Consider the following 20,956-nt stretch of genomic DNA (forward strand, 5'->3'; position numbering starts at 1 on the left):
CCGCCCTGCTACGGGCGCCTCCTTCCATGCTGCCCCCGCTGTGACCGGCAGGGGAAACGGGACGGGGCCGAGAGGCCCTGTGCGCGGGCCGGCCGGCCCGTTACGGTGGGTGGAAGATCGTTTCCCCCGGCGGCGCCCCGGCCACCCGGCGGGACCGATCGCCGACCGTCCGTCACCGGCAGGAAGCAGCGACACCATGTCCCACGGCACCGCCGACCCCCGTGAGCCGGACGTGCTCGTGCACACCGAGGGCCGCGCAGGCTTCCTCACCCTCAACCGGCCCCGGGCGATCAACGCCCTCACCCACGCCATGGTCCGCACCGTCGACGAGGCCCTGACCGCCTGGGAGCACGACCCGGCCGTCGAGACCGTCGTCATCCGGGGCGCCGGGGAGCGCGGACTGTGCGCCGGCGGGGACATCCGGGCCATCCACGAGGACGCCCGCGCCGGCGGCACCGCCACCCCCGCCTTCTGGCGCGACGAATACCGGCTCAACGCCCGGATCGCCCGCTACCCCAAGCCGTACGTGGCCTTCATGGACGGCATCGTCATGGGCGGCGGCGTCGGCGTCTCCGCCCACGGCTCGCTGCGCGTCGTCACCGAACGCTCCCGGATCGCCATGCCCGAGACCGGCATCGGCTTCGTCCCCGACGTCGGCGGCACCCACCTCCTCGGCCGCGCCCCCGGCGAGCTGGGCACCCACCTCGCCCTCACCGGCGCGCAGGCCGGCGCCGCCGACGCGATCCTGGCCGGCCTCGCCGACCGGTACGTGCCCTCCGCGGACCTCCCGGCGCTCGCCGACGCGCTCACCGGCCTCCCCGCCGCCGAGGCGGTCGCCCGCCACGCCCGGCCCGCGCCGGCCGGCGAGCTCGCCGCCCGACGCTCCTGGATCGACGCCTGCTACGCGGCGGACACCGTCGAAGGCATCGTGGAGCGCCTCTCCGACTCCGGCGTCCCCGAGGCCAAGGAGGCCGCCGGCGTGCTGCTCGGGCGCTCGCCCACGGCGCTCAAGGCCACCCTCGCGGCGCTCCGCCGCGCCCGGCGGCTGGACTCCCTGGAGGCCGCCCTGAACATGGAGTTCCGGCTCTCCTGCGCCGCGCTCGGCTCGCCCGACCTGGTCGAGGGCATCCGCGCCCAGGTCGTCGACAAGGACCGCGACCCGCACTGGATCCCGGCCACCCTCGCCGAGGTCACCGAAGCGGACACCGAGCGGTGGTTCGCCCCGCACGCGGCCGGCGAACTGGGCCTGACGGCGCACTGAGCCCGGGAATCCGGGCAAAAGGAAAGGCAAGGAGGTGAACCCTCTCCTTGCCACTCTCAACTTATAGCGCACAGGGGGGCTTGCGGCAAGGCCCCCCCGTGTCCCGCAGAATCGCCCATCGAGGCCAGGACCTGCGGAAATGGGAGATCCACTCAGTGCACGTGACGTCGTCCGTCCATGACCACCCCTTGAACACCAGCGCGTTCGCCCTGCCCGCGAACCTGTCGGCCAAGGCCGACCCGGAGCTCATCGCCGCCGACGAGCGGCACTTCGCCGCCGTCGCGCGGAGCCTGGAGCAGTCGATCGCCGAACTGTCCGACAGCCTCGACGCGCTCCGCAAGGCCCCCGGCGGTCTGGGCCGGGAGGCGATGGACCGGGACGCCGAGATCCACCGGCTCACCGGCCGGCTGCGCGCCCTGCGCCGCTTCGGCCTGGACCTGTGCCTCGGCCGGATCGTCACCGCCGAGGACGCCGAACCCGTCTACGTCGGACGGCTCGGCCTCACCGACGCCGAGGGGCGCAGGCTCCTGATCGACTGGCGCTCGCCCGCCGCCGAGCCGTTCTTCGCCGCCACCCACGCCGACCCGATGGGCCTGGCCAGCCGCCGCAGGTACCGCTGGACCGGGGGCCGGATCGCCGACTACTGGGACGAGGTGTTCACCGCGGACGGCTTCGAGGGGCACGCCGCCCTCGACGACCAGTCCGCGTTCATCGCCAGCCTCGGCGGCAACCGCTCGGCCCGGATGCGCGACGTGCTCGGCACCATCCAGTCCGACCAGGACGCCATCATCCGCGCCGGCTCCCGCGGCGCGCTCGTCGTCGACGGCGGCCCCGGCACCGGCAAGACCGTCGTCGCCCTGCACCGCTCCGCCTACCTGCTCTACTCCGACCCCCGCCTGAACCAGCGTCGCGGTGGCGTCCTGTTCGTCGGCCCGCACCAGCCCTACCTCACCTACGTCTCCGACGTCCTGCCCAGCCTCGGCGAGGAGGGCGTGCGCACCTGCACCCTGCGCGACCTGGTCGCCGAGGGCGCCGGCGCGCTGCCCGAGACCGACCCCGAAGCCGCCCGGCTGAAGGCCTCCGCGGAGCTCGTCAAGGCGATCGAGAAGGCCGTCCGCTTCTACGAGGACCCGCCCACCGAGGGCATGCGGATCTCGACCGACTGGTCCGACGTCTGGCTCAGCGCCGGCGACTGGGCCGAGGCGTTCGAGGCGGCGGGGCGGGGCACCCCCGCACAACGAGGCCCGGGAGCAGATCTGGGACGAGCTGGTCACCATCCTGCTCGACAAGCTCGACGAGGACGTCCCCGAGGAGCTGTTCCGCAAGGCGCTGCGGCACGACCAGGAGCTCGTCGACACCCTCGACCGCGCCTGGCCGATGCTCGAAGCGGCCGACGTGGTCGGAGACCTGTGGTCGGTCCCCGCCTACCTGCGCCTGTGCGCCCCCTGGCTCACCCCCGACGAGGTGCGCACGCTGCGCCGCGCCGACGCCCCAGGCCTGGACCGTGTCCGACCTGCCGCTCCTGGACGCGGCCCGGCAGCGGCTCGGCGATCCGAAGTCCTCGCTGCGCAAGCGCCGGCACGACGCCGCCGTCGCCGCCGAACGCGAACGCATGGCCGGGGTCATCGACAACATCCTCGCCGCCGACGACGACGGCGAGGGCGCGGTGACGATGCTGAACGGGCGCGACCTGCGGGACAGCCTGATCGACGAGAGCGCGCTGCCCGGCGCCGAAGCGGACCGGCTGGCCGGCCCGTTCGCGCACATCGTGGTCGACGAGGCCCAGGAACTGACCGACGCCGAATGGCAGATGCTGCTGCTCCGCTGCCCCTCCGGGAGCTTCACCCTGGTCGGCGACCGGGCCCAGGCCCGGCACGGCTTCACCGAGAGCTGGCAGGAGCGGCTGGAGCGGATCGGGCTCGACCGGATCACGATGGCCTCCCTGAGCATCAACTACCGCACGCCGGAGGAGGTCATGGCCGAGGCCGAGCCCGTCATCCGCACCGTGCTGCCCGACGCCAACGTGCCGACCTCGGTGCGCAGCAGCGGCATCCCCGTCGTCCACGGAGCTGCCTCCGAGCGCGACGCGATCCTCGACGACTGGCTCGCGACGCACGCCGAGGGGGTGGCGTGCGTCATCGGCGACCCCGCCTTCGAGCCGAGGCCCCGCGTCCGCTCGCTCACGCCGACCCTGTCGAAGGGCCTCGAGTTCGACCTGGTCGTCCTCGTCGACCCGGAGGGCTTCGGCGAGGGTGTCGAGGGGGCCGTCGACCGCTATGTGGCCATGACCCGCGCGACCCGGCAGCTGGTCGTCCTGACGAGCTGAGGCGGTCGGGCGCCGCGGGAGGGACGCCGGTCCGGTGCTGCCCGTGCAGCGCGACGGGTACGGGGCCGACGCGTACGGACCTGCGGGTACGGACGAACGGGTTCGGACCTACGGGTTGGGACCTACGCGTGCGGACCTAGGTGTACGGCCCTACGGGTTCGGCCCGATCGGGTACGGGCCGGCCCGTACCGGTCAGGGACCGGTGGCCGTCCCGTTCTCGTCGAGGGTGAACAGGCCGCCCTGAGGGTCCCGTACGGTGGTCCGCCGGCCGGTCGGGGCGCGCCAGCCGGCGTCGGCCTCGGGGACGAGGGCGCCGCCGTGGTCGAGGACCGCGGCGGTCGCCCGGTCCAGGTCCGGGACCCGGAAGTGGACCAGCCAGCGCGGGCGCCGCTGCGGCTGGTCGGACGCCGCCTCGGCCGGGCCGCTGTTCAGCCGGGCGACGGCGTCGCCCTTGCGGCGCAGGACCACCTGGTCGTCCTCGTAGGACAGCTCGAAGCGGTCCGGGCCGCCGTCGGCCCAGTCCAGCACCCCGCCGTAGAAGACGGCGGCGTCGAACGCGTTGCGGGTGTGCAGCTCCAGCCAGGCCGGGGCGTGCTGCTCGCCGACCCGCCAGCGGGAGGAGACCCGCCCCTCCCAGACGCCGAACGCCGCGCCCTCCAGGTCGGTGGCGAGGGCCGCCCGGCCGCGCGGCGGGAAGGCCACCGGCCCGACGCCGACGGTGCCGCCGCGCTCGCGGATGCGCGCCACCGCGGTGTCGGCGTCGGCGACCGCGAAGTACGCCGTCCAGGCCACCGGCACCGCCATCCGGTCGACCACCTCGCCGATCCCGGCGACCGGCGTGCCGTCCCGCTCGCCGACCGAGAAGCCCTGGCCGAGCGGGCCGTGCCGGAAGGTCCAGCCGAGGACCGCCCCGTAGAACCGCTCGGCGGCTTCGAGGTCGCGTGCCGCCAGGCTCAGCCAGCACGGCGCTCCCGGCTCGTCCGCGGTCAGCGGCACCCGGCTCACCTCACTCTCGGTCCGTCCCCCCAAGCCACCCTGGCCCGGACCTCCCGGCTTCGCCACTCGGTCCGGCGGATGCCCGGGGACGGGGCCGCCGGACCGCTGATGGTTGACGCTTCTACTTGACGGTCACCGTACCGACGAGTATCCGGTGGTCGGAGCAGGCCGCGCCGCCCGTGCAGCTCGTCGAGATCGCGAGCGAGTCCGCGCTGTACGGCCCGGCCAGCGCGCTCTCCCGCACGAAGATGTGGTCGATCTTCGCGTACCCCCCGCAGGGCGGCGTCGTGCCCGGCGTGCCCTCGGCCGTCCACTCGCCGTAGCCCGGGCAGTTCCCGGCGTCGTCGTCGTCGAGCTCCCGGTACTGGCCCGTGTTGTTCCGGTTGTTCGGGGTGTCCAGGCTCGCCGCGTAGTACGAGTTCAGCCGGCCGTAGTTCGGCTGCGCGTTGAAGTCACCCGCGATCAGCGCCGTCTCCCCGGCCGCGTGGTAGTCCTCCAGCTTCTGGCGCACGAACTCCAGCTGGGCCACGTTGAACGACTGGCTGGTCGTGATGTGCGTCGTGCAGAACCGGGTCGCCGTCCCGTCGGTCAGCGGCGCGCACAGCAGGTTGCGCTTCTCCGCCGAGCCGTCGTCCGGCAGCGCGAAGCGGGCCGCGCCGCCCAGCGGACGCTTGCTGAACAGGGCGTTCCCGAACGCCTCGCCCTTGCACACCGCCGGGTCGCCCGCCTGCCGGCTCGGCTCGAAACGGGCGAAGTTCTGCGCGTCCTGCGGCCAGCCCTTCGCCCGCAGCTCGTCCACCAGGGCGCTGTACTGCCCCTGGCACAGCTCGTTGAACGCCGCGAAATCGGCCGAGCGGCTCACGACCGACGCGGCCGCCTGGGTGACCATCCCGTCGGTCGTGGAGCCGTCGTGGATCGTGTTCCCCGCCACGTTCCACTGCCAGACCGTGTACGAGCGGGGGGCGGGTGTCTCCGCCTGGGCCGCCGTCGCGGGCAGCAGCACGGCGGCCAGCGCCCCCGCCAGGGCCGGCCGAAGGCCTCGTCGTCTAACGACGGAACTACGCATGGTGGAACTCCCCCTCCCGTCACCGGCCGCGGAGGCGGCCGGGCGCCGCGACCGAGCGGCATCGGAACGATCATAGGGAGGGGCACCGACAGCGCCCGGCGACCGCCCGGCGCATCATGTGATCATGCTGTTGACGTTCGCCCCCGTCCTGGACCGCATCGCCGAGGAGATCGCCGGCCTCGCCGAGCGCGGCCGGCCCGCCGACTACATCCCCGCGCTGGCCTCCGCCGACCCGAACCGCTTCGGCATGGCCGTGGCCGAACTCGACGGCACCGTGTACGGGGTGGGGGAGTGGCAGCAGCCCTTCTCCACCCAGTCCGTCACCAAGGTCTTCACCCTCGCCCTCGCGCTGGCCCGCAAGGGCGACCCGCTCTGGGACCACGTCGGCCGCGAGCCCTCCGGCAACCCGTTCAACTCGCTCGTGCAGCTGGAGTACGAGAACGGCATCCCCCGCAACCCCTTCATCAACGCCGGCGCCCTCGTCGTGACCGACCAGCTCCACCGGATGACCGGCGACGCCTCCGGCGTCCTGCTCGACTTCCTGCGCGCCGAGAGCGGCAACGCCGACCTCGACTTCGACCGGGACGTCGCCGCCTCCGAGACCGCGCACGGCGACCGCAACGCCGCCCTCGCCCACTTCATGGCGAGCTACGACAACATCGCCAACCCGGTGCCGACCCTGCTGCGCGAGTACTTCCGCCAGTGCTCGGTCGAGGCCTCCTGCGGCGACCTCGCCCTCGCCACCGGCTTCCTCGCCCGCCACGGCATCCGCGCCGACGGCTCCCGGCTGCTCACCCGCAGCCAGGCCAAGCAGGTCAACGCCGTCATGCTCACCTGCGGGACCTACGACGCCGCCGGCGACTTCGCGTACCGGGTCGGACTGCCCGGCAAGAGCGGGGTCGGCGGCGCGATCATCGCCGTCGTCCCGGGCCGCTGCACGCTGTGCGTGTGGAGCCCCGGACTGGACGAGCGCGGCAACTCCGTCGCCGGAGTCGCCGCGCTCGACCGCTTCACCACGATCACCGGCCTGTCCGTGTTCTGACCCGGGCCGGTCCGAGGTCCCGGCTCAGGCCGCGTCGAGCACCAGCACGTACGCGCCGCGCCGCTCCTCGCCGTCCGGGAGACGCCAGCCCGCGGTCACCTCGCCCCGCGCCCCGGCGGCCTTCGGGTCGAGGAACCGGACGAACCGCAGGACCGGCGCGCCCGTGCCGAGCCGTACGTCGGTCCCGTCCGCCCCCTCCTCCACGACCGGCGCCACGCCGGGGTCCCAGGAGCCCGACCCGTCGAAGGAGGCGACGACGGTCGGGTCAGGGGTGTCGGACAGGCTCTGCGCCTGCGGGACCGCCCGGCCCTCCAGCAGGGCCGTCAACTCGCCCAGCAGCGCCGGGTCGTGGGCCCCGTCGTACACCCACCGGGTGCCCAGCACGCCGTGCTCGGACGTGCCGATCAGCGCGTCCTCCGCACCCGCCAGCGGCGCCCCCCGATAGGTCAGCGGCACCAGGTAGGAGCGGATCTCCTCGCCGGACGCGTCGGTGACCACCATGAAGTCGATGCCCACCTCGCCCTCCGGGTCGTCGAGCCGGAATCCGCCCGCCCGCTCCAGGACGGGCACGACGCCCTCGCCGCCCCGGTACCAGGGCCGGGTCGGCAGCCAGGGCGTCAGGAGCTCCAGCTTGTTCGGCTGCATCGTGGTCTTGTGAATCACGGCCATCGCTTGTGCACTTCCTCCGAGACGGTACGGTTCCGGGCGGGCGTGCGCCCCCGCCCGGAACCGTACCCCCCGCGCGGGGCTCAGCCCTCGGCACCCGGCGCGCACAGCTCCCCGGAGCGGGCCACCCGCGCGTACCAGCGGGCGCTCGACTTCGGCGTCCGGGCCAGCGTCCCGTAGTCGACGTGCACCGCGCCGAAGCGCTTCGCATAGCCGTACGCCCACTCGAAGTTGTCGAGCAGCGACCACAGGAAGTACCCGGTCACCGCGGCGCCGTCCGCCACCGCCCGGTGCACCGCCTCCAGATGCGCGTGGACGTAGGCCGCACGCTCCGGGTCGTGCACCGAGCCGTCCGGGCCGACCACGTCCTCGTACGCGGCGCCGTTCTCGCTGACGACCAGCGGCAGGCCCGGGTAGCGCGCCGACAGCCGGGTGAGCAGGTCGTGGAGACCCGCCGGGTCGACCGGCCAGCCCATCGCCGTCCGCGCGCCGTCCGCCTGGTGGAACGCGACGTCGTCGGCGCCCGGCCACGGGGAGTGCGCACTGTTGCCGTGCCCGTCGTCCTGCGGCTTCTCCTCGCCCTCGGCGACCCGCGAGACCACCGTCGGCGTGTAGTAGTTGACGCCCAGCCAGTCCAGCGGCTGCCCGGCCGTCTCCGTGTCCCCGTCCCGTACGAACGCCCAGTCGGTCAGGTGGGCCGTGTCCGCGAACAGCTCCTCGGGATAGCCGCCCTCCAGCATCGGGCCCAGCCACACCCCGTTGCCGACGGTGTCGATCCGGCGGGCCGCCTCCCGGTCCGCGGCCGACGCCGTCAGCGGGCGCACCTCGTGCAGGTTCAGCGAGACCGCGAGCTTCGCCCCGGCCGGCAGCGCCGCCCGCAGCGCCCGCACCGCGAGGCCGTGCCCCAGGTTGAGGTGGTGGGCGGCCCGCAGCGCGGCCACCGGATCGGTGCGGCCCGGGGCGTGCACCCCGGAGCCGTAGCCCAGGAACGCCGAGCACCAGGGCTCGTTGAGCGTCGTCCAGCGGGTGACCCGGTCGCCCAGCGCGTCGGCCACCAGACCCGCGTACGCGGCGAACCGCTCCGCCGTCGCCCGCTCCGGCCAGCCCCCCGCGTCCTCCAGCTCCTGCGGCAGGTCCCAGTGGTAGAGCGTGAGCGCCGGCTCGATCCCGGCCGCGAGCAGCTCGTCCACGAGCCGCCGGTAGAAGTCGAGGCCCTTCTGGACGGCCGGGCCCCGCCCGGTCGGCTGGACCCGCGACCAGGAGACCGAGAACCGGTAGGCGTTCAGTCCGAGTTCGCCCATCAGCCGGACGTCCTCGCGGAAGCGGTGGTAGTGGTCGACGGCCACGTCACCGTTGTGGCCCTGGAAGACCTTCCCCGGGGTGTGCGAGAAGGTGTCCCAGATGGACGGCGTGCGCCCGTCCTCCGCCGCCGCGCCCTCGATCTGGTACGCGGCGGTGGCCGCGCCCCACAGGAAGTCGGGCGGGAATCGGCGGACGGCGGTGAGCGGCCGGGTTTCGGACGCGGTCATAGGAGAGCGCTCCCAACGCAGAGAGAGGGGGAAGGGCGAAAGGTGGGCGGACAGAAGGGGCCGGACGACGGCGGCCGGAGCGGGGTGGCGGTCAGCTCTTGACCGCGCCCGCGGTGATCCCGCCGACGATGTGCCGGCCGAGCACGGCGAACACCAGCAGCAGCGGCACCGTCGAGATCAGCGCGCCGGTCAGGACCACGGCCTGGTCGACCGTGTGGTTGCCCGCGCCGAGTCCGGCGAGTGCCACCTGGAGAGTGGGGCTGCCGTCCGGGGTGAGCGCGATGAACGGCCAGAAGAAGTCGTTCCAGGCCTGCACGAACACCAGCATGCCGAGGACCGCCATCGCCGGCCGGGCCACCGGGAAGACCACGTGCCAGACGATCCGCAGCGAGTGCGCCCCGTCCATCCGGGCCGCCTCCACCAGCTCCACGGGCAGCGCCTCGACGAGGTACTGGCGCATGAAGAACACGCCGAACGCGGCGACCAGCGACGGCAGGACCACCGACTGGAGCTGGTCGACCCAGCCCAGGTCGGTGATGATCCGGTACAGCGGGATCACACTGAGCTGCGGCGGGATCGTCATCGTCGCCACCACCAGGGTCAGCAGCGCGCCGCGCCCCCTGAACGGGAGCTTGGCGAAGGCGAAGCCGGCGAGCGTGGCGAACAGCACCGTCGACACGGCCACCAGCGAGGCGACCACCGTCGTGTTGACCAGGGCCTCGCCCATGTCCACCTGGTTCCAGGCGAAGGACAGGTTGTCGAAGAGCCGGGGCCCGGGCAGCAGCGGGGCCGGCGCCTCCACGACGCGCTCACCGGTGTGCGAGGCGGCGACGAGGTTCCAGTAGAGGGGGAAGAGCGAGAAGAGGGCGGCGGTGCCGAGCAGGACGTAGGTCAGCGGACCCGCGTGGTGCTGCCGGCCGGCCGACTGCCGCAGAGGAATCCTCCGCAGCGGAAGAAAGGAGGTACGGGCCATGGGTCAGCTCCCCGGCTTGGCACGGTGCGAACGGGCGAGGAGCGACTGGACGCCGCCGATGAGCAGGAGGAGCAGCAGCATCACCCAGGCGATCGCGGAGGCCTGCCCCAGCGCCCCGGTGACCCAGCCCTTCTCGTACATCAGCAGGCTGAGGGTCTGGAACTGGTTGCCGCTGCCGCCCGAGATGCCGACGCTGCCGCCGTAGAGCATCGGCTCCCCGAACAGCTGGGTGGCGCCGATCGTGGAGACGATGACGGTGAAGAGGATGGTGGGGCGGATCGACGGGATCGTCACGCTCAGGAACTGCCGCCAGCGGGAGGCCCCGTCGAGCGCCGCCGCCTCGTACAGGTCCTGCGGCACGGCCTGCATCGCGGCCAGGTAGATCAGCGCGTTGTACCCGGTCCAGCGCCAGGTCACGATGGTCGAGATGGCGATCTGGGCGGGCCACTTCGAGGACTCCCAGTCGACCGGGTCGAAACCCGCCCAGCCCAACGCCGAGTTGATCAGTCCGTAGTCGGTGTTGAAGAGCTGCGCGAAGACCAGGGTGGCGGCCGCGATCGAGGTCGCGTACGGGGCGAGCACGGCGACCCGGAAGAAACCGCGGCCCCGCAGTTTGTAGTTGAGCAGGTGCGCGAGTCCCAGCGCCATGAGCAGCTGCGGGACGGTCGAGATCACCCCGATGGTGAAGGTGTTGGCCAGCGCGTTCCAGAAGAACTCGCTGGTGGCCAGGTCGGTGTAGTTCTCCAGGCCCTTCCAGCGGGGGTCGCCGCCGAGTTCGACCCGGTGGAGCGAGAGCCAGCCCGTGTAGAGCAGCGGGAAGAGGCCGAAGGCGGCGAAGGTCAGGAAGAAGGGGGCGACGAAGAGGTACGGGGTCGCCTTCAGGTCCCAGCGGTAGAGCCTGCCGCGGCGGGAGGCGGCCGGTCGGCCGGCGCCCCGCCGCGTGGCGGGGGAGGGCGGTGCGTCGGGCGACGGGGAGCCGCCGTTCCTCGCCCGTAGGGAGGTGGCCACGCGGGCGTCCTTCCAGGTCGGAGCATGCGGGTGGGGCGGGCAGGGGGGCCCGCGGATCGCGCGGGCCCGTGCGGGCCGGGCGGATCACGCGGCCGTGCGGACGGCGACGGCCCGCCGTGGGGGCCGTCGCACGCCTTGCGCTACTGGTCGATCTTGTCCTCGGCCAGCTTTCTGACGTTCTCCCAGGCCTTCGCCGGGTCCGTGCCGCGCTGCTCGATGTCGAGGATGCCGTTGTCGGTGAGGAAGGTCTTCATCTGCCCGTCCCAGCGGCTGATCGGGGCCGGGCGGATGTTCGCCGCGGCGGCGGCGAAGATCTCACCGACGGGGGTGTCGCCGAAGTACGGCAGCTTGGCGCCCACGACGGCCGCCGAGGACAGCGTGTCCTTGGTGGACGGGATGTTGCCGTTCACCGCGAACACCTTGGCGTGCTGGGCCGGGGCGGTCAGCCAGGCGGCCAGCTCCGCGGCCTCCTTGGTGTGCTTGCCGGACTTGGGGACCGCGAGGAAGGAACCGCCCCAGTTGCCCGCCACCGGCGGTGCCGCGATGTCCCACTTCCCCTGGTTGCCCGCGCCGGCCTGGTCCTTGATGATGCCGGTCATCCAGCTCGGGCAGGCGACCGTGGCGAACTTCGAGTTCTTGAAGGCGGCGTTCCAGCTGCCCTTCTCGTCGAACTGGCGCAGCTTGGCGGTGAGCCCGCCGCGCGCCGCCGCGACGGCGGTGTCCCAGGCCTTCTTCACCCCGGGGCTGTCCTCCCAGGCCAGCTGCCCGCTCGCGTTCGCGTATTGCTCCGGCTCGCTGGAGATGACGGCGTTGAACAGACCGCTCGCGGAGTCGTGGAACGAGGTCCCGGCGGGCGCGTTCTTCTGGTAGGTCCGGCCCGTCTCCAGGAACTTCGACCAGTCGCCGGCCCAGAGCCTGCCGACCTCGGTGCGTTCGGTGGGCAGCTTGGCCTTGGCGAAGAGCTCCTTGTCGTAGCAGATGGCCATGGGGCCGATGTCGGTGCCGAGGCCGATCACCTTGCCGTCGGCGGTGGTGGCCTGCTTGACCTTCCAGTCGAGGAAGGCGCTCAGGTCGGCGCCGCCGGTCCGGGAGAGGTCCACCCACTTGTCCGCCATCGAGGAGCCGGTCGCCTCGGCGATGTAGCCGACCTCGACGGCCTGGATGTCGGCGAGTCCGCTGTTGCGGGAGAGGCGCAGCTTCAGGGTGTCCCAGTACTTCTGGCCGTCGGCGACGTTCGACTCGACGATCTTGATGTTGGGGTGCGCCTTCTCGTACTCGGCGTACAGTTTGGCGCCCGTCTTGTCGTCGTAGCCGAACGAACCGAAGGTGCCGATCCGCAGCGTGACGGTCCCGTCGGCGGCCTTGCCGCCACCGTCTCCGCCGTCGCCGCAGCCGGTGAGCAGGGCCGTGCCGGCCGTCAGGGCGGTGACGGCCGCGAGCACGGTACGGCGTGCGCGGCCGGGTGCCCGTCTGCTGCTGGAAGTGCGCATTCCACTCTCCTCGTCCAAGGTGGTGCTCGTTGTGCGCCAAGGGGTCCGGACGGCTCTCGCGGCTCGGCTCGGGCGGTCGGGACCCGGAACACGACGGCGGTACGGGCGGGCCGGGGAGGCTGTGCGCAGCCCATGATGGGAGCGCTCCCACGTCGTCGTTGCCGGAAGGTTCCTGCCTGCCGGGTGCCGGTGTCAAGACATGAACGCGGATTCGGTGCCGGGTGGGGCGCGGTGGGCTCGCGTGGGGAATCCGCTACTGTGGGAGCGCTCCCATGCTTCGGGTGCCGAACGGCGCCGGACTCTGACGGGAGCGGCGATCGTGGCCTATCTTGACCAGATCGGCGCATGGGGGCCGAGGCCCGCACGAGGGGAGTACGAAGGTCGTGAACGGACGGCAGAGTGGCAGGCCCACGCTGGAGGAGGTCGCCGCCAGGGCCGGGGTCGGCCGGGGCACCGTCTCCCGGGTGATCAACGGCTCGCCGCGGGTCAGCGAACAGGCCCGTCAGGCCGTCCACCGCGCCATCGAGGAACTCGGCTACGTGCCCAACCAGGCCGCCCGCGCCCTCGCAGGCAGCCGCACCGACGCCATCGCCCTCGTCATCCCCGAGACCGAGGCCCGGCTCTTCGCCGAGCCCTACTTCCTCGACATCATCCGCGGGGTCAGCGCGGCACTCGGCGAGGCCGACAAGCAGCTGCTGCTCACCCTGGTCCGCACCGAGCGGGAACGGCAGCGCTTCGAGCAGTATCTCGCCGCCCAGCGGGTGGACGGCGTCCTGCTCACCTCCGTGCACGCCGACGACCCGCTGCCCGACCTCGTCCGCGAACTCGGCCTCCCCGTCGTCCTGGGCGGCCGGCGCACCGCCGACGAGTCCGCCGCCTACGTCGACTCGGACAACACGGGCGCCGGCCGGGCCGCCGTCGCCCATCTCGCCGCCCGGGGCCGCCGGCGCATCGCCACCATCACCGGCCCCCTCGACATGTACGCGGCCCGGGCCCGCCTCGACGGCTACCGCGAGGGCATCGCCGCGGCGGGCCTCGCTCCCGACGAACTCCTCGTCGCCACCGGCGACTTCACCGAGGAGGGCGGCCGCGGGGCGATGCGCGAACTCCTCGGCCGCAGCCCCGGCCTGGACGCCGTCTTCGCGGCCTCCGACGTCATGGCTGCCGGTGCCCGCGGCGTCCTGCGCGAGGCGGGCCGCCGGGTCCCCGAGGACGTCGCGCTGGTCGGCGTGGACGACTCCGCCGTGGCCCGGCTCATGGACCCGCCGCTCACCAGCGTGCGCCAGCCCATCGAGGAGATGGGCCGGACGATGGCGCGCATGGTGCTCGACCGGATCGCCGGAGCGACGGAGACGCAGCCGAGCGTGCTGCCGACGACACTGGTGCCACGGGAATCGTCCTGAGCGGACCGAAGGCGGGCGTGGCGCGGGTACGCGCGGCCGCTCGGGGCACGGGCGGCCGTTCCGGGTACGCGCGGCCGTTCCGGTCACGGGCGGCCGCTCCCGCTGCGGGTGGCGGTTCCCGGTGCGGTCCCGGACCGGGGAGCGGTGCGTCACCGTGGCGGCTCGGTGCGGTTGCGGTTCGGCCAAGGGGGCGGCGCGGAGCCTGCCGTGAGGAGAGGCTGCGCCCATGGGGACCGGACCGGACGAGACACCGCGGGCCGGGCGGAGCCCCGTGCCCGGCTGTGTGGGGCGCGGGTGCCTGTCCGTGCTCGTCGCCCTGCTCGTGCTCGTCGTCGGCGGCTGGATCTGGCTGGCCACCCAGCCGGGCCGCGACGAGGCGGCCGCCCGCGAGAACCTGGGCGCGTCGGTCGAGCGCCACCGGCGGCAGCTGGTCGCGGCGGCGGCCGACGGGACCGTGACCGACGCCGAGATCACCGCCGCGTTCCCGCCGGCGAAACCGGCCAGGGGCCTGGTCGGTATCACGAGGCAGGACGGCACGACCCGCGTGGTGGCCGGTCTGCTCGGCATCGGCCCGTCGCGCACCTTCATCTTCGTGAACGCGACCTACGCGACCGGCTGCTACGCCTTCGACGTCACCGTCCCCGCGGGCGAGGCGCCACGGGCGACGCCCCGGGAGCTCCCCGCCGCGACCTGCGCCGCGGGATGAGCGCGCCGAGGGCGGGCCGGGACCCTCCAGGGCCCCGGCCCCCCTCCGCGTACCGGCTCAGGCGCGCCTCACAGCGCCGGATGCGCGTTCTTCAGGAGCTGCTGGAACTGCGCGGAGAACCACTGCCCCGACAGCGGCGCGTCCGGCAGCGCCCCGGACATGCTGTTGCCGTTGCGCGCGTTGCCCGTGTACGTCGGGTCGCACATCCGGTCGAAGCCCTTGCCCTCGTTGTTGGGGATCTCCTTGCTCGCCCCGTCGGACTCGCCCGGGGGCTTCATCCAGACGTACGCGTCGATGCCGGCCGCCGGAGCCGCCTGCGGCCGCTCGCCGAGCCCCGCGCCGGACTGGTTGCACCAGTTGCCGAGGTGGATGCGCCGGTCGTAACGCCCGCCGTCCACATAGGTGTTGACATCGGTCCTGGCTCCGGCGCCGGCCGGCCGGGCGGTACCGCCCCAGCCGTTGCGGGAGGTGTCGATCAGCATGCCGATCTTCGGGTCGAAGCCGATCGCCACCAGTTTGTCGCGCATGGCCTGGGCGTACGACAGCTCGTCGGTGTAGCGGTTCCAGTCCACCCACTTCGACTGGCGCACCGAGACCCCGTTCACGGAGTCGTCGATCGTGAAGTGGTCCTCCTTGAGGGCGCTGTAGTTGGCGGTGTTCACGATGAAGCCCTGCACGTTGGCGACGGTCGAGCCCTCGGCCGTGGCGGCCGTCCTGAACAGCTCGGCGGAGGCGCCGAAGTTGTCGTCCCAGCCGAGCCAGCCGTGATGTCCCGCGTCCACGTAGTTGTAGACGTTGGCGATCGAGCCCAGCTTGTTCAGGGCGTAGCCGACGCCCTTGACGTAGTTGCCGTTGGCCTTCATGACGTCGCAGTTCGCGGTCGCGGTCGGACGGCCGGAGACGTTGGTGACGAGGTTGGGCAGGGAGTCGATCTCGACGGTGGTGACGATCCGCAGCCCCGCGTACTTCGCGTCGCCGAGGATCGCCGCGATCGGGTCGATGTACTGCGTCCTGTACCTGTCGATCTCCGTCGGCCCGAGCTCCCCGTTGGAGGCGAGGGCGGCGCAGTCGCGGCCGGGCAGGTTGTAGATCACCAGCTGGACGACGAGCTCGCCGCCGCCCTTCTGCCGCAGGGCCTCGTCGAGGTGGGCGCGCAGGCCCATCGAGCTCGCGGAGCCGTGGACGGCGGCGATCCGGTCCAGCCAGACGCCGGTGGGCTGGTTCGCCACCTTGGTACCGCCCGGCTCGGCCGCCGCCTTGGCGGACCACTCCGGGTTCACGTACACCTTGGCGCCCGCGTACGGGTTGTCGGCCCTGGTCCCGGCCGGCGGGGTCGTCGGCGGTGTGGTGGGGGGAGTGGTCGGGGGCGTCGTCGGAGGGGTGGTGGGCGGTGTGGTGGGTGGCGTCGCCCCGTTGCAGACGACGCCGTTCAGCGTGAAGACCGACGGCACGGCGTTGGTCCCGCCGTATGAGCCGTTGAAGCCGAAGGACGTCGAACCGCCCGTGGCCAGGGTGCCGTTGTAGGAGACGTTCTTCGCGGTGACGGCGGCGCCGGACTGGGTGATCGCGGCGTTCCAGCCCTGGGTCACCTTCTGGTCGCCGCCGAAGGACCACTCCACGGTCCAGGCGGAGACCGGGTCCCCGGTGTTGGTGACGGTCACGTCGGCGCCGAAGCCGGTGTTCCACTGGCTGGAGATCCGGTAGTCGACCCGGCAGCCCGGGGTCGCGGCCCCGGCGGCGGCCGTGCCGATCACGGTGGCGGTGGCGCCGGTCGCCGTGATCAGACCGAGGGCCGCGAGCAGGGCGGTACGGCTGGTTGAGCGGCTCATGGGGGTGAAGCCCCTTTCAGTGTCCGTTCAGGGTGCGCAGGTGGTCGCGCAGCCCGATGCCGAATGCGGTGGGGGTGCCGTCGTACGAGGTGATCAGGGCCGGTCCGGAGCCGCAGCTCCAGGTGTTCCAGGTCCAGCCGAGATACGACAGGGCGCGGTCGTCGAACCACTTCATGACGCGGTCGACGAACGCGTGCCCGCAGGTGTTCTCGCCGATCTCGCCCGCCACCAGGGGGACCCGGGCGGCGACCGGGGCGAGGGTGCCGTCCCAGCACGTCTCGTCGGAGCAGGAGTTGAAGTTGTAGACGTGCCAGGCGGCGGCCGTGCGGCTCGCCGGGTCCTGGGGGGCGTACGCGAGCCACTGGCTCAGATCGTTGGCGTACGCGATGCCGGGCACGAGGAGCACGTTGCGCGCCCCGGTCGCCCGGACCGCGTCCACGAGGTCCTGCATGCCGGCGACCTCGTAGCCGATGCCGGGACAGCTGCCGCCGTCGCGCCAGCAGCTCCAGGCCTGGGCGGCGGTGGCGGTCGCCCGGTCCGGGTAGGGCTCGTTGAAGAGGTCGAAGACCACCCGGAGGTCGTTCTTGAAGGTGTCGGCCACCGAGGTCCAGAACGCCGGGGTGTACCGTGCGTCGGGCATCGGCTTCTGGCAGGTGGCGTGGACGTCGGCGCAGCCGGAGGAGTTGCCGGTGTACTGGCCGTGGGTCCAGTGCAGTTCGACGACGGGCGTCATGCCGTGGGCGATCACCCGGTCCACCAGGTCCTTGACGGCGGTGACGTAGGCGGCGCCCCGGTACTCGGGCCGGACGTTGTCCAGGCCGAGCCAGCACTCCTCGTTGAGCGGGATGCGTACGGCGTCGGCCTTCCAGTCGGCGATGGCACGGACGGAGGCGTCGTCGACGGGGCCGTCGAACACGCCGTGGCCCTGCACGCACATGAACTCGCCACCGGAGCGGTTCACGCCGAGCAGCCGCCGGGCGGCACCGTTCCCGTCGACGAGCCGGTTGCCGACCACGGTCAGCTCGGGCGCGCCGGTGGTGGGGGCGGGGGGTGTGGGTGTGGGTGTGGGTGTGGGAGTCGGGGTGGGTGTGGGAGTCGGGGTCGGGGTGTTCCCCGGTCCCTGGGCGCACACCGCTCCGTTGAGCGTGAACGTCCCCGGAGCGGGGTTGGTGCCGGACCAGGAGGCGAGGAAGCCGGTGGTCGCACTCGCACCCGTGGCCAGCGCGCCGTTCCAGCTCTCGTTCAGGGCCGTGGCGGTCGCGCCCGACTGGGACCACTGGGCGCCCCAGCCCTGACGGACGACCTGGCCGACCGGGAAGTCGAAGGCGAGTTTCCAGGAGGTCAGCGCGGGGCCGTCGTTGGTGACGGTCACCGCACCCTGGAAGCCGCCGGCCCAAGAGCCGGCGACGGAGTACGTGACGGTGCAGGGCGGTGCGGCCGCGGCTCCTCGGGCCGTACCGGTCATGGCGAGAGCAGTGCTCGCCATGGTGAGCGCCGCTCCCGCGAGCAGCGCGGACAGACGCGGGGGGTGTCGCATGAGCGAGTCCTTCAGCGAGGGCACGGCCCTGACGGCGTGCCGACGGAATGGATTCGCTCCCACTGGTGGGGCCAGACCGTAGCGCCAACCGGCGCCAAGGAAAAGAGGAGTTGTTCAAATTCGCCGGGCGGCGCCTTCGACTCTTCGCGCGTCTTGACGGCGTCTTCCCGGGTCTGCACAGTGGGAGCGCTCCCACTGGTTCAGAGCTTGACCGTGTCCCACCCCGGCACCCCTCACCTCCCGAGCCGCGAGGAGAACCCCGGCATGCCACCAGGACCGCCACGCTCGCCCCCGCGCCCACGTTCATGCCCTCGTTCATGCAGGGGTTCGCGCCGTTGTGGCCGGGGCCCGGCACCGGGGACCGGGACTGTGGCCGGGGTCGGGCGGATCCGCGGGAGGGTCCGCCCGACCCCGGTCAGGGCCTCAGGAGGTGATGAACTTGGGGTCGAGACCGAGCTCGTGGTTCTTGATCGCCTCGCGAACGCCCTTGACGAAGCCGTTCCAGAAGTAGTCCGCGTAGGGGCTGTCCATGCTGGGCACGCCGGCGGTCGTCCGGCGGTTGTCCGCGCCGGAGAAGGTGCCGAACATGGCCTCGCGCAGCCCCGTCGATATCTCCAGCTGGGCGCCCCCGCCGGAGCGGGTCCGGTTGACGATGTTGGCCGGGTCGTCGCCGTTGATGGGGTCGTCGGCACCCGCGATGACGACGTTCACGTTCCAGTTGATGCTGGTGGTGGGGGAGGTGATCCCGTACTTCGCGAGGGAGGCCAGCAGGTTGCGCTTGAGGCGCTCGTCCCGGCCGCCGATGATGACCTTCCGCTCGGCCGAGTCGAAGCCGTGGAGGGAGACGGCGTACAGGTTGTTCGCGCACACGGCGAGCGCGGCCGGGTCGTCGCAGTTGGTGGACGTCACGTGCTGGGCGGCCGAGTTCTTCAGGGTCTCGAACATCCAGAAGTCGCGCTGCGGCTCGCCCGGCGCCGTCGAGGCGGCCGGGTCGGTGTCGTACGCGAAGGGCTTGTAGCCGGCGATCGCCATGCACAGCTCGCTGGTGCCGGCCTCGATGCCGCCGCCGTGCGGGGCGATGACGGCGGTGCTGCCGAGCGGGAGGCTGGAGGCCTTGGTGTTGTCCGTGACCGCGGCCGGTGCGCCGATGCGGAAGCGGCGCATCCAGTCGGTGCCCTCCAGGGCCGCGTTCTTGCTGTAGAGCTCGGTGTTGGAGCCGTACGTGTCGGCCGCGGCGGCCGGCGTCGCGCCGCTGCCGGCGATGGCGTTGAGGGTGGGCAGGGCGGCCGCGGCGGCGACGGCGGAGGCGAGCACGGAGCGTCGGCTGGTGTTCTTCATGGGGTGATCTTGCACTGAGGGCTGACCGCGCCCGTCACGCGGGGTGCCCCTGACATGACAAGCCTGCGCGGTGGGCCGTCAGCAGTCGGCCGGCCGAGGCTCCGCCCGACCGTCGCCCGGCGGCGGTCCGAACTCCAGCCGCACCGTGTCGGTCCGGGGGAGGACGAGTGCGACCCCGTCCGCCGGTGTCCACCGGGTCGGTACCAGGACGTACTGGTTTCCCGACTGGAGGATGAGCACCAGTCCGTCGTAGCGGTAGCCGTAGGCGGGCTCGTCGTCCGCGGACGCCACGCAGCGGGTCTCGCGGACGCCGGGGCCCCCGATGGCGAGGCCGTGCTCGTCGTAGACCACGGTCGAGGGGTAGTCGGCGAGCCGGGCCGCGAACCGCTCGGCCCGGACGGTGCCGACCGAGGCGGCGTAGTCGTTGGTGGCCCACACGATGCCGAGCATGACGAGGGCGAAGACGACCGACCACTCGGCGAAGGTGGCCCATTCGGGGCGGGGAGCCGACGCCGGCGGGAGAGTGGCCGCGGACGGGGGCGTGGAGTCGGGTACGGAGGTCGGCGTGAGTGTGCGCGTAGGTGTCGGTGCGGGTGCGGGTGCGGGTGCGGGTGCGGGCGCCGGTCCGGGCGCGGGCGCCGGTGCCGGTGCCGGGGCCGCCGGAGCCGGATCGGGCTGTGGGTCCGGTGCGGTGGCTGTGGGCGCCGTGGCCGTCGCATGCCGTCGCGTCAGGCTCCGGGCGTACGCCAGCAGGACGACTCCGATGGAGAGGCTCAGCGGCGCCAAGGTGAGCACGTCGCTGAGGAAGGTGACCCGGAACGTCGACCACAGGCCCCCGAGCGCCAGCAGGAATCCGGCCCACACGAGGGCCGCCGTCACCCGGCGCCGGGCCGTCGGCCCCATCCGCGCGGCCGGCGCGCGCCGCGCCAGGTCGTACCCCCAGAAGGCGATCACGCCGAGGGACGCGAGCACGGTCAGCGGCACCCACAGGACGTCCAGGCTGCGCATCAGGTAGTCCGCCGTGCTGAAGCCGAGGACGGTGGAGTTCACCCTGAAGTACGCGAAGAACCAGTACGCGTGGTAGTAGCCGAAGTAGTAGAGCAGCGCGGTGACCAGGCTCGTCGGCGCGGCGACGGCGCCGACGAGCGTGCCGAGCCGGCCGAGGCCGCCGGCGCCTTCGTTCACGAGGACGGGGACGGGGCGCTCTCGGCGGTCGGTTCCGGGCCGTCGGCCGGCCCCGTGGTGCCGATCGGGTCGGGCGGGTCCGTCGGCCCTTCGGTGTCCGTGCCGCACACGCCCACGACGGACACGGTCCCGCCCCGTTCGATCAGGGTCTCCGCGGCGGGTTCCACGTGGTCGTAGCCGCAGGGCCCGTCGGTCAGGGCGCCGCTCTCCTCGCGGTAGACGCGCTCCAGGACCACGCAGAGCGTGCCGTCCTTGCAGGCGCCTTCGAACAGCTTCTTGATGTCTTCCCAGTTGGCGCGGCCGGTGGCGGTGTCGTCGTCGAACAGGAAGCCGTTCCGGCCCCACTCCGGGATCCTGAGCGGCCCCGGGAGGCCGCCGTCACCGCCCTCGCTCCCGCCGCCTCCGCCCTTGCCGGGCGCCGGCCGGCCGCCCGCACCGACACTGCTCCCGCCGTCTCCCGTGTCGTCGCAGGCCACGGCGGCGGGCAGGCAGAGGAGAAGCGCGACGGCCAGACGGGCAGCGCTCGTCGACATCCACATGACGCATCACCGATCCCCCGACGATGAAGTGGTGCTCGGAGGATGACACACGCGTCACCCTG

At 73.0% G+C, this 20,956-nt stretch carries 16 protein-coding genes and 1 pseudogene; 5 read left to right on the forward strand and 12 right to left on the reverse strand.

Going from position 1 to position 20,956, the window contains the following annotated elements; all coding sequences use genetic code 11:
* The first annotated feature begins 196 nt into the window (after positions 1-196).
* Together ABD981_RS01935 and helR are read left to right on the forward strand one after the other, a co-directional pair.
* Entirely contained in the window at positions 197-1,261 is a 1,065-nt protein-coding gene (locus ABD981_RS01935; protein ID WP_046905790.1) for an enoyl-CoA hydratase/isomerase family protein, read from the forward strand.
* 155 nt (positions 1,262-1,416) lie between these two features.
* Positions 1,417-3,587 (forward strand): annotated as a pseudogene (helR, locus tag ABD981_RS01940) (RNA polymerase recycling motor ATPase HelR).
* 192 nt (positions 3,588-3,779) lie between these two features.
* On the opposite strand, the gene ABD981_RS01945 reads toward helR, so the two are convergent.
* The gene (locus ABD981_RS01945) at positions 3,780-4,583 is read right to left on the reverse strand and encodes a VOC family protein (protein WP_123954135.1); all 804 of its coding nucleotides are present in this window, start codon (positions 4,581-4,583) and stop codon (positions 3,780-3,782) included.
* Positions 4,584-4,704: 121 nt separating this feature from the next.
* Positions 4,705-5,649: an endonuclease/exonuclease/phosphatase family protein gene (locus tag ABD981_RS01950; protein ID WP_123954134.1), complete on the reverse strand. Its 945-nt coding sequence runs from the start codon at positions 5,647-5,649 to the stop codon at positions 4,705-4,707.
* Between the two features lie 124 nt (positions 5,650-5,773).
* Here ABD981_RS01950 and ABD981_RS01955 point away from each other — a divergent pair, with 124 nt between their 5' ends.
* A complete protein-coding gene (locus tag ABD981_RS01955) occupies positions 5,774-6,691 on the forward strand; it encodes a glutaminase (RefSeq protein ID WP_046905922.1) in 918 nt (305 codons plus the stop codon).
* Positions 6,692-6,715: 24 nt separating this feature from the next.
* Here ABD981_RS01955 and ABD981_RS01960 read toward each other — a convergent pair whose 3' ends face one another.
* The 5 genes from ABD981_RS01960 to ABD981_RS01980 form a co-directional block, all read right to left on the reverse strand.
* On the reverse strand, positions 6,716-7,360 hold the full coding sequence (locus tag ABD981_RS01960; protein ID WP_046905788.1) for a maltokinase N-terminal cap-like domain-containing protein: 645 nt from the start codon (positions 7,358-7,360) through the stop codon (positions 6,716-6,718).
* Positions 7,361-7,440: 80 nt separating this feature from the next.
* On the reverse strand, positions 7,441-8,886 hold the full coding sequence (locus ABD981_RS01965; protein ID WP_046905787.1) for a GH1 family beta-glucosidase: 1,446 nt from the start codon (positions 8,884-8,886) through the stop codon (positions 7,441-7,443).
* A 91-nt stretch (positions 8,887-8,977) separates the two neighbouring features.
* The gene (locus tag ABD981_RS01970; protein ID WP_046905786.1) at positions 8,978-9,859 is read right to left on the reverse strand and encodes a carbohydrate ABC transporter permease; all 882 of its coding nucleotides are present in this window, start codon (positions 9,857-9,859) and stop codon (positions 8,978-8,980) included.
* Between the two features lie 3 nt (positions 9,860-9,862).
* Positions 9,863-10,867 (reverse strand): carbohydrate ABC transporter permease, encoded by a 1,005-nt coding sequence (locus ABD981_RS01975; RefSeq protein ID WP_046905785.1) that lies wholly within the window; start codon positions 10,865-10,867, stop codon positions 9,863-9,865.
* Positions 10,868-11,007: 140 nt separating this feature from the next.
* Complete coding sequence (locus ABD981_RS01980) at positions 11,008-12,357, reverse strand: ABC transporter substrate-binding protein (RefSeq protein WP_046905784.1); 1,350 nt, start codon at positions 12,355-12,357, stop codon at positions 11,008-11,010.
* A gap of 383 nt (positions 12,358-12,740) precedes the next feature.
* On the opposite strand from ABD981_RS01980, the gene ABD981_RS01985 reads away from it, so the two are divergent.
* The gene (locus ABD981_RS01985; RefSeq protein ID WP_046905783.1) at positions 12,741-13,760 is read left to right on the forward strand and encodes a LacI family DNA-binding transcriptional regulator; all 1,020 of its coding nucleotides are present in this window, start codon (positions 12,741-12,743) and stop codon (positions 13,758-13,760) included.
* Positions 13,761-13,986: 226 nt separating this feature from the next.
* A complete protein-coding gene (locus tag ABD981_RS01990) occupies positions 13,987-14,466 on the forward strand; it encodes a hypothetical protein (protein ID WP_046905782.1) in 480 nt (159 codons plus the stop codon).
* Positions 14,467-14,534: 68 nt separating this feature from the next.
* On the opposite strand, the gene ABD981_RS01995 is transcribed toward ABD981_RS01990, so the two are convergent.
* The 5 genes from ABD981_RS01995 to ABD981_RS02015 all read right to left on the reverse strand — a co-directional run bounded on the left by ABD981_RS01995 (position 14,535) and on the right by ABD981_RS02015 (position 20,888).
* Positions 14,535-16,295 carry a glycoside hydrolase family 6 protein gene (locus tag ABD981_RS01995; RefSeq protein WP_046905781.1) on the reverse strand — a complete coding sequence of 587 codons (1,761 nt, stop codon included), beginning with the start codon at positions 16,293-16,295 and terminating at the stop codon, positions 14,535-14,537.
* Between the two features lie 16 nt (positions 16,296-16,311).
* Entirely contained in the window at positions 16,312-17,832 is a 1,521-nt protein-coding gene (locus tag ABD981_RS02000) for a cellulose binding domain-containing protein (RefSeq protein WP_123954133.1), read from the reverse strand.
* Between the two features lie 423 nt (positions 17,833-18,255).
* Entirely contained in the window at positions 18,256-19,170 is a 915-nt protein-coding gene (locus ABD981_RS02005; RefSeq protein WP_046905779.1) for a poly-gamma-glutamate hydrolase family protein, read from the reverse strand.
* A 78-nt stretch (positions 19,171-19,248) separates the two neighbouring features.
* Positions 19,249-20,355, reverse strand: a complete 1,107-nt coding sequence (locus ABD981_RS02010; RefSeq protein ID WP_165590888.1) for a hypothetical protein — start codon at positions 20,353-20,355, stop codon at positions 19,249-19,251.
* The gene (locus tag ABD981_RS02015) at positions 20,352-20,888 is read right to left on the reverse strand and encodes a hypothetical protein (RefSeq protein WP_165590887.1); all 537 of its coding nucleotides are present in this window, start codon (positions 20,886-20,888) and stop codon (positions 20,352-20,354) included. Before ABD981_RS02015 ends, ABD981_RS02010 begins: the two co-directional genes overlap by 4 nt.
* Between the last annotated feature and the right edge of the window lie 68 nt (positions 20,889-20,956).

Origin of the sequence: Streptomyces showdoensis (assembly GCF_039535475.1) — a bacterium.
Classification (GTDB): domain Bacteria; phylum Actinomycetota; class Actinomycetes; order Streptomycetales; family Streptomycetaceae; genus Streptomyces; species Streptomyces showdoensis.

What these genes read in the sequence shown, in the direction of transcription:
- ABD981_RS01935 (WP_046905790.1), top strand. Translation starts at nt 197, where the DNA reads ATGTCCCACGGCACCGCCGACCCCCGTGAGCCGGACGTGCTCGTGCAC.
- ABD981_RS01950 (WP_123954134.1), bottom strand. Translation starts at nt 5,649, where the DNA reads ATGCGTAGTTCCGTCGTTAGACGACGAGGCCTTCGGCCGGCCCTGGCG.
- ABD981_RS01955 (WP_046905922.1), top strand. Translation starts at nt 5,774, where the DNA reads ATGCTGTTGACGTTCGCCCCCGTCCTGGACCGCATCGCCGAGGAGATC.
- ABD981_RS01960 (WP_046905788.1), bottom strand. Translation starts at nt 7,360, where the DNA reads ATGGCCGTGATTCACAAGACCACGATGCAGCCGAACAAGCTGGAGCTC.
- ABD981_RS01965 (WP_046905787.1), bottom strand. Translation starts at nt 8,886, where the DNA reads ATGACCGCGTCCGAAACCCGGCCGCTCACCGCCGTCCGCCGATTCCCG.
- ABD981_RS01970 (WP_046905786.1), bottom strand. Translation starts at nt 9,859, where the DNA reads ATGGCCCGTACCTCCTTTCTTCCGCTGCGGAGGATTCCTCTGCGGCAG.
- ABD981_RS01980 (WP_046905784.1), bottom strand. Translation starts at nt 12,357, where the DNA reads ATGCGCACTTCCAGCAGCAGACGGGCACCCGGCCGCGCACGCCGTACC.
- ABD981_RS01990 (WP_046905782.1), top strand. Translation starts at nt 13,987, where the DNA reads ATGGGGACCGGACCGGACGAGACACCGCGGGCCGGGCGGAGCCCCGTG.
- ABD981_RS01995 (WP_046905781.1), bottom strand. Translation starts at nt 16,295, where the DNA reads ATGAGCCGCTCAACCAGCCGTACCGCCCTGCTCGCGGCCCTCGGTCTG.
- ABD981_RS02000 (WP_123954133.1), bottom strand. Translation starts at nt 17,832, where the DNA reads ATGCGACACCCCCCGCGTCTGTCCGCGCTGCTCGCGGGAGCGGCGCTC.
- ABD981_RS02005 (WP_046905779.1), bottom strand. Translation starts at nt 19,170, where the DNA reads ATGAAGAACACCAGCCGACGCTCCGTGCTCGCCTCCGCCGTCGCCGCC.
- ABD981_RS02015 (WP_165590887.1), bottom strand. Translation starts at nt 20,888, where the DNA reads ATGTCGACGAGCGCTGCCCGTCTGGCCGTCGCGCTTCTCCTCTGCCTG.